Origin of the sequence: Streptomyces sp. URMC 124 (genome assembly GCF_051386455.1) — a bacterium.
Classification (GTDB): domain Bacteria; phylum Actinomycetota; class Actinomycetes; order Streptomycetales; family Streptomycetaceae; genus Streptomyces.
This window is the reverse complement of sequence record NZ_JBPQTS010000507.1, coordinates 1-263: the sequence shown is the minus strand read 5'-3', so window position 1 is coordinate 263 and position 263 is coordinate 1. Positions and strand designations below refer to the sequence as shown.

Here is a 263-nt window from a genome sequence, read left to right as displayed (position 1 = left end):
ATCCGGCGCGATGCGGAGGTTTTTTACAGGAACGAAGAAGGGAAGACCGAAGAGCCCTGCTATTTCGAATTGGAACTAGGGACACCTGAGGGTGAGCCGATGGAGCTGACATTGCCGGACGGCATGCAAGTGAAATTGAAAGGGTTCGTCGATCGGGTGGATCGCATCGGCCCGCATGAATATCGAATCATTGATTATAAAACAGGCAATACGAAGAAATACGCCTCAGCCGAATATTTCAGCGGAGGAACACAGCTTCAGCA

At 50.6% G+C, this 263-nt stretch carries 1 protein-coding gene; it reads left to right on the top strand.

Annotation, left to right across the window (positions count from 1 at the left end):
- Positions 1–263: PD-(D/E)XK nuclease family protein (locus tag ACSNOG_RS33500; protein ID WP_436756436.1), on the top strand; the 263-nt coding region annotated here is incomplete at its 3' end.